Source organism: Candidatus Neomarinimicrobiota bacterium, assembly GCA_022567655.1.
Lineage (GTDB): Bacteria > Fidelibacterota > SORT01 > SORT01 > SORT01 > JADFGO01.
Map to the genome: position 1 here is coordinate 1 of JADFGO010000106.1, position 6,346 is coordinate 6,346.

Below are 6,346 nucleotides of genomic sequence, written 5' to 3' on the forward strand. Positions count from 1 at the left end.
AGAGAGGGGCAAAATATCCAAAGGAAACTTCGACGACCCGATAGAATGGACGTGGTATGAGCTCTGGCATCACGAAGGAAGGAGAGCGCGGCACGGCGTTGCAATGCAGGGACCGGATTATACCTGGTGGCACGGGTTATACGAGGTCGGTAAACATTTTTATACAAAATTCCTGCCGGAACTCGAGCAGGTCGCAGGAAAGAAACTGTATAAAAAACTTCTGGAAAAGTACGTGTATACACATCCCGGACATCAATGGCACAGGGACGGTATGGACGATGAAGATCTCAAAAAAATCAGAGAATTTTATGAGGAACGCTACGATCAATAGTATTTAATTAATAAGATATCATGTTAAAAAGCCCGTGCAAAGCTTCGGGTTTTTTTATACCTGCTGAATTTAGAATCTGAATTCGATGTTTACGTGTATCGATTTCTCCCAATCTCGATCGCCCACTTTACGCATGCGCGCATTCGGCAATATGTGGAATTTCTTTTCCGGGGCATAATCGTATCCGATTATTATATAATCTTCGCCGTTGCCTTTAGTATCCCTATCGGGATCGGAGATATCATACCGTGCAAAGGCGTTACCCGTAGCCATCTTTAAAGTAGCAAAGAGTGAAATCCCGTTCTTTTTCAGGTCAATTTCGCCCTCTTTGTGCGTAAAATATTCTATTCCCGCACGGAATTTGTCGGAATCATATCCGCCGAAAAGGGTGATAGTCGAGTTCGAATACTGAACGCCTGTAGGTTCATAATCAAGGTACAAAGTGCCGATAAATTTACTCTGCGGTTTAAACCAGATCAACCCGGACGTTTTTTTATGGTCGTCCTTTTCCGGTTTGGTATATCCTGCGCCGTTCGCATAAATCAGATGATAGCCAACTGAATTCGAAAAATCGCCGACCAGACCTACACCTAAATCCGCAGAGGAACCAACGCCGTTCAAGTCCTGTATAGTTTTTTCTACTGACCTGTAACCCCAATACTTTTCCGAGTAAGAAGTCCAGTTCGGAGTCATCTGCATTCCGATGTACAGCTTTGCGTCCGGGATGAGTTCCGCCCACGAGATATAAGCGTGTTTCATGAATGGCCGCATCTTATCGTCTGCTTTCCTATCGGCATCTAATCTATACCGAATCTTAATTTTATCCGATATCTTGTAGTCATAAGTAAAGTAATATCTCGTAAATCTGAACTGCGTTACATCACCGGTAGAGTTGTCCGGATTTAAATACTCAAAGTAAGCCTTACCTGATAACTTACCCGCCTCCTCGGCAATTAAATTGCCGGATGAGACCGCAGTGATGTATACTGTTATCGTTATTATTGTCGCTAATGTTACTCTCATTATTATTCCCCTTTATATTTTAGTCTGAGTAATGTCAGTAATCCGTTCGCAATATACCATATAAAAAACGGGTATTATTTGCGCAAAAAATAACAATATTGCAATAACGCAGCCTCTGACAATCAATAATAACTTGATTTATGATATCTAATTTGTTAGTATGATTAGAATAGAGCTTGAACCATTTATTAAGATTGCCCGACGCATGACGAGAAAGGTATAAATTATTGAAAATTTTTGTGGGTAATTTATCTTCGGATATCTCCCCGGGTTTACTGCGAGAAGCTTTCTCGGCGTACGGGATTATCTCATCTATTTCTATCACCCAGCACGGAGCGACCGATGAGATAGTCTGTGTCGTGGAAATGCCGAATTTAGATGAAGCGGCAACAGCTGTTATGGAAATTGACGGCAAGGAGTTCAACGGACATTCATTCCATATCAAAAACCGTGATGAAATAGATAAAACGGAAAATATTCCGGAGGATGACACCGCCGCTTCTGTCAAGCCGAATGGCGATAGTCTAAACGCACCTATTGATAACTTGATGGAGATTGAGGAAGATAAGAGACAGAAAGAAAACGACCGACGTCAAAAACCCGGTGAAAGAAGAGAGATAGACAGCCCCCTCTTTAAAAGCGATAAGGGAATAGTCATAGACAGAAGAACATATTCTGAACGAAGAAACAAGCCGGATAGACCTGGAGATGCTGCACCGTAAATAATTTTATCTCAAATCGGCTGCGGCAATCTTATCCGCTGACTTAAAACCATACTTTTCCAACAATTGAATCTGTTCAATCATATTTCTGTAGCCAATTTATTATTTACGGTTTACCTCTAATGCCTTACTGCCCGGAATGTAAGGCAGAATATGTTGACGATGTGACCGAATGTCCTGATTGCAAGGTCGAACTCGTTGATGCTCTCCCGGAAAATGAGAAATCGATAGAAATCAATTGGGTTCCGCTCCGTTCCATACCGGGAAAACACTATGCTGCAATGGTAACCGAGATTCTCGATAAGGAAGAGATACCGAACTACGTGAAATCAGACGCAATCAGTACTGCGTACCTTACTTCGGGAACGGGAATTGCGGTAATTTACGTTCCGGAGGAGCACCTGACCAGGGCTGAGGAAATTCTCAACCAACTGCTCGATCATATTTGACCTTTTTAGGAGGGAGTCGGGGGTGACAGCCACGGAACTCAGGCATCCTTCGACTCTCCGCCTGGCAAGAAGTCGGACAGGCCCGCCTGGCAAGAAGTCGGGCAGGCCCGCAGGTTCGGGAGGGTTAATAAACCCTCCCCTACGAGCAATTCAGAGTTGAAGTCCTGAATACTAACTGCCTCTGGCAGAACCATGCTCCGGAGGAGTTCCATCGACATGAGTCATAACTCGCACTCTTATATCGATTAGGTCATTAGATTAAGCCGCCGGTCCGGTAATTGGTCTGAACGATATATACCCCTAATTCGCTTGCATTTACGGGGGTTTTCTGATAACATACTCCCGGAAAATCATGAAACATTTAATGGAATATTGGGCTCTTCTCGCACTGATTTTCACTCTGAGAATTCTTCCGGACAAGGGAGTAAGGTGGCTCGCCCGGTTTATAGCGTGGCTCGGATTCAGAGTCATCCGTTACCGAAAACGGGTAGCGTTAGGGAATTTGAGAGCCTCGTTTCCGGAGAAGTCCCTGGAAGAACTATACGATATACTTAAAGGAACTTACCTGAATTTCGCATTGAACAGTGTGGAATTTTTACGTCAAGGTAAGTTGAAAGGAAGAGGCGCCGCCGAAAAAACTCATATCACAGGCATAGAGCATCTTGAAAAATTAAAGAAAGAGAAAAAGGGGGCGCTGCTCGTCACCGCACATACGGGTAACTGGGAAATGCTTGGAGGCGTTTTAGCGCAGGAGGGACTTCCGATAGTTTCCATAGCGGATCATATGCATAACCCTTATTCCGATAAATTATTCGAAAGATTGCGGAGAGCGGTTTCTCACGAACTATATTACACGTCAGATTCGGCTACCGGGCTTCTCAAGGAATTAGAGAGAGGAAAACAGCTGGGAATTCTAATCGATCAGGACGCCGGCAAGAAGGGTGTATTCGTCGATTTTTTCGGGCGAAAGGCATCTATGCATAAGGGAGCCGCGTATTTCGCATTGCGGGCAAGAGCGCCCATGTTTACGATTTTCTCCCGCAGACTTGAAGATGGGAATTATGAAGCGGTTATAGAACCGATTGAGATCAAACACGAAGGTAAGGTTACGGAGGAAAGAATAGGTCAGATTTCACAAGAGATCGCTTCAAGGCTTGAAAAACATATCCTGAATAACCCCGAACAGTGGCTCTGGTTCCACAAAAGATGGAAAACAAGACCGACAGGAGAACCGGAAAAGAAACGGATACTCATATTACAGACTGCCTTTTTGGGCGACGTGGTTCTTGCCTCGCCGATAGCGGAAGCTTTGAAAATAACCAATCCGGCATGGGAAATTGATTTTGTGACTACACCGCAAGCGGCAAGTTTACTCGAAAATAATCCCAATATCTCCAATGTCCTGACTTATGATAAAAGAGAAAGTGAATCGGGATTACGGGGATTTTTCAGATTATTGAAAAAATTACAAACGGGGTCTTATGACGCCGCAATCGTTCCTCACCGTTCGATAAGAAGCGCTGCCCTGGCAAGGCTTTCCGGTATCCCCGTTCGCATAGGTTTCGACAGGAGCGCAGGGTCGTTTCTCTTTACCGATGTGATAAATTACGATGATGATCTGCACGAAGTGGACAGAAATATGAAATTGCTCTCGGCGCTCGATAGATCGATCCCCGGGGTCTCTCCCCGCCTCTATCCATCCAAAACAGACGTGAAAAACGCAAAAGAGATATTAAGAAAGAATAAGATATTGAACAAAAAGCCGTTAATCGCAATCGCGCCCGGCTCTATCTGGCCAACTAAAAGATGGCCATCCGACAGGTATCGTGATCTCGCCCGGATGATAGCTAATGACGGCGGCGGAGTGGTCTATATCGGCGGTGCAAAAGACAGTCATCTTCTGAGTAAAATCACTTTTAACGGTGCACTATCCGTTGTCGGGGAAACCACACTTCTCGAATCAACGGCAATTTTAAAAGAATGTGATCTTCTCATAACAAACGACAGCGCTCCGATGCATTTTGCCGTTGCGGTAGGAACTCCGGTAGTTGCAATCTTCGGTGCGACAGCGCCGAAATTCGGTTTCTACCCGTACAATCCGGACGACATAGTAGTCGAAAGAGAATTGCCATGCCGTCCATGTGCTGTTCACGGAGGGTTGAAATGCCCAATCGGTACGTTTGAGTGCATGCTGGATATCGGACCTGCCGAGGTTTACAAAAACGTAAAGAAAAGGTTATCGCTTGCGAAATAGACAGGTCGGAATAATCGCAGATGGTTAGAGCGGAAATCCTCAACCTCAGCGATACAGCTGCGCTTCAACCTGCTGTTAGAAGAGCAAGCGATCTGTTGAAAGAAGGAGGAATAATAGCATATCCCACTGATACTCTGTACGGGTTAGGAGTTGACCCTGAAAATATTCAGGCGATGGAAAAACTTTTTAAACTCAAAGATCGCCGAAAGGAAAAGCAAATCAGCCTTATGTTCTCCGGCAGTGAAATGGTCAAAGACTACTTCGCGGAGCTTACGCCGATTGAGAGTAGGGTCATCAACGAATTACTCCCCGGAGCGATTACTATAATTATTGAAACGAGAGAGAGAGTCAAATTCGGCGAAAATAATTCTGTAGGCGTTCGGATTCCGGATAATGAGTTTTGCAAAATGTTGACGGAACAGTACGGAAAGCCGATCACGACTACGAGCGTGAATAGATCAGGCGTATCACCTGCAAAGAGTGTCAAAGAAATAATTGACTACTTCCCGAACGAAGTCGATCTTATTTTGGATGGTGGAAGATCCCCTGAAACCGAGGGTTCCACAGTAATTCAAATTATCGAAGAAAAATTGCTGATACTCAGAGAGGGATTAATCGGTGAGGGTGAGATAAGAAAAAAACTTTATGAAAACTGAAAACCAATACAGGGTCATGTTCATCTGTACGGGAAACCGGGTCAGGAGCGTGATGGCTAAAGCGATCTTCGACAGGAGATTGATCGAGGGTAATCTGGACAACATCATATCCGATTCGGGCGGATTAATCAGACTTTACGGAGCAAAAGCAGCTGAAAACACTATTAAAATTTGTGCTCAAAATGGATTGGATGTGGTTGACCACCGCTCTCAACAGGTTAACGGGACTCATCTAAGCCAATCGAACCTTTTACTTGCAATGGAAGTGGAACAGGTGGATTACCTGAAAAATGTTTATTCTGAATATTCCGATAAAATATTCATCCTGACCGGATATGGCGGCGGAGAGGAAAGAGACGTTCATGACCCGTATGGAGAGAATGAGGAGGCTTATAAAAAGATTTTCGATGAGATTGATAATGAAATTGACAGGGTCTTTCCCGGGATAGTTTCAGCCTCAAAATTGTAATATGAAAGACGAGAACCATAAGAAATTAGCATCAGTGATAGTTAAGTTGACGGACGATCAGGATTTAAGGAACAGGTTCCGTTCGGAGAATTTAGAGAGCGTGAAAAATTTTGACATCACCAGGACGATGGAAGAAACTCAAAAAAATACATTTGGCGTTTCTTAATAGTTTGTGGTAGAAGAATCGTTCTTAGACAATTGATCTTATTCTTAGCCTTATCAGTGTATTACTCCTCATCGGTCTCTCCATTTCACCTCCCAGATGAACCGCAGAGCAGGGCACCGAATAAGGCGTTTCAGGTGGGAGAAAAACTGACATTTTCGATTGGTTATGAATTTATTCCCGCAGGAAAAAATGTTTTATTCGTTGAGAGTATCGACACTGTTGACGGAAAGAGCGTATATCACATAACATCGAAAACCAGATCGCATCGGTTTTTCG

Annotated in this window: 8 protein-coding genes; 7 read left to right on the top strand and 1 reads right to left on the bottom strand. The window is 44.0% G+C overall.

The window, feature by feature from the left end; translation table 11 throughout:
• Window positions 1–331: cytochrome C552 (locus IID12_09275; protein MCH8289278.1), on the top strand; the 331-nt coding region annotated here is incomplete at its 5' end.
• Between the two features lie 69 nt (window positions 332–400).
• Here IID12_09275 and IID12_09280 read toward each other — a convergent pair.
• On the bottom strand, window positions 401–1,354 hold the full coding sequence (locus IID12_09280) for a hypothetical protein (protein MCH8289279.1): 954 nt from the start codon (window positions 1,352–1,354) through the stop codon (window positions 401–403).
• Between the two features lie 227 nt (window positions 1,355–1,581).
• Here IID12_09280 and IID12_09285 point away from each other — a divergent pair, with 227 nt between their 5' ends.
• The 6 genes from IID12_09285 to IID12_09310 all read left to right on the top strand — a co-directional run bounded on the left by IID12_09285 (window position 1,582) and on the right by IID12_09310 (window position 6,070).
• Entirely contained in the window at window positions 1,582–2,076 is a 495-nt protein-coding gene (locus tag IID12_09285) for an RNA-binding protein (GenBank protein MCH8289280.1), read from the top strand.
• A gap of 122 nt (window positions 2,077–2,198) precedes the next feature.
• Window positions 2,199–2,525, top strand: coding sequence for a DUF2007 domain-containing protein (locus IID12_09290; GenBank protein MCH8289281.1), 327 nt, complete (start codon window positions 2,199–2,201; stop codon window positions 2,523–2,525).
• 352 nt (window positions 2,526–2,877) lie between these two features.
• Complete coding sequence (gene waaF, locus IID12_09295) at window positions 2,878–4,779, top strand: lipopolysaccharide heptosyltransferase II (protein ID MCH8289282.1); 1,902 nt, start codon at window positions 2,878–2,880, stop codon at window positions 4,777–4,779.
• Between the two features lie 20 nt (window positions 4,780–4,799).
• Window positions 4,800–5,435 carry a threonylcarbamoyl-AMP synthase gene (locus IID12_09300; protein MCH8289283.1) on the top strand — a complete coding sequence of 212 codons (636 nt, stop codon included), beginning with the start codon at window positions 4,800–4,802 and terminating at the stop codon, window positions 5,433–5,435.
• Between the two features lie 52 nt (window positions 5,436–5,487).
• The gene (locus IID12_09305; protein MCH8289284.1) at window positions 5,488–5,904 is read left to right on the top strand and encodes a hypothetical protein; all 417 of its coding nucleotides are present in this window, start codon (window positions 5,488–5,490) and stop codon (window positions 5,902–5,904) included.
• Window position 5,905: 1 nt separating this feature from the next.
• Window positions 5,906–6,070 (top strand): hypothetical protein, encoded by a 165-nt coding sequence (locus tag IID12_09310; GenBank protein ID MCH8289285.1) that lies wholly within the window; start codon window positions 5,906–5,908, stop codon window positions 6,068–6,070.
• Window positions 6,071–6,346 lie beyond the last annotated feature (276 nt).

Excerpts from the sequence above, each read along its gene's own strand:
- IID12_09280 (MCH8289279.1), bottom strand. The coding sequence starts at position 1,354 with ATGAGAGTAACATTAGCGACAATAATAACGATAACAGTATACATCACT.
- IID12_09310 (MCH8289285.1), top strand. The coding sequence starts at position 5,906 with ATGAAAGACGAGAACCATAAGAAATTAGCATCAGTGATAGTTAAGTTG.
- IID12_09305 (MCH8289284.1), top strand. The coding sequence starts at position 5,488 with ATGGCTAAAGCGATCTTCGACAGGAGATTGATCGAGGGTAATCTGGAC.
- IID12_09300 (MCH8289283.1), top strand. The coding sequence starts at position 4,800 with ATGGTTAGAGCGGAAATCCTCAACCTCAGCGATACAGCTGCGCTTCAA.
- IID12_09290 (MCH8289281.1), top strand. The coding sequence starts at position 2,199 with ATGCCTTACTGCCCGGAATGTAAGGCAGAATATGTTGACGATGTGACC.
- waaF (MCH8289282.1), top strand. The coding sequence starts at position 2,878 with ATGAAACATTTAATGGAATATTGGGCTCTTCTCGCACTGATTTTCACT.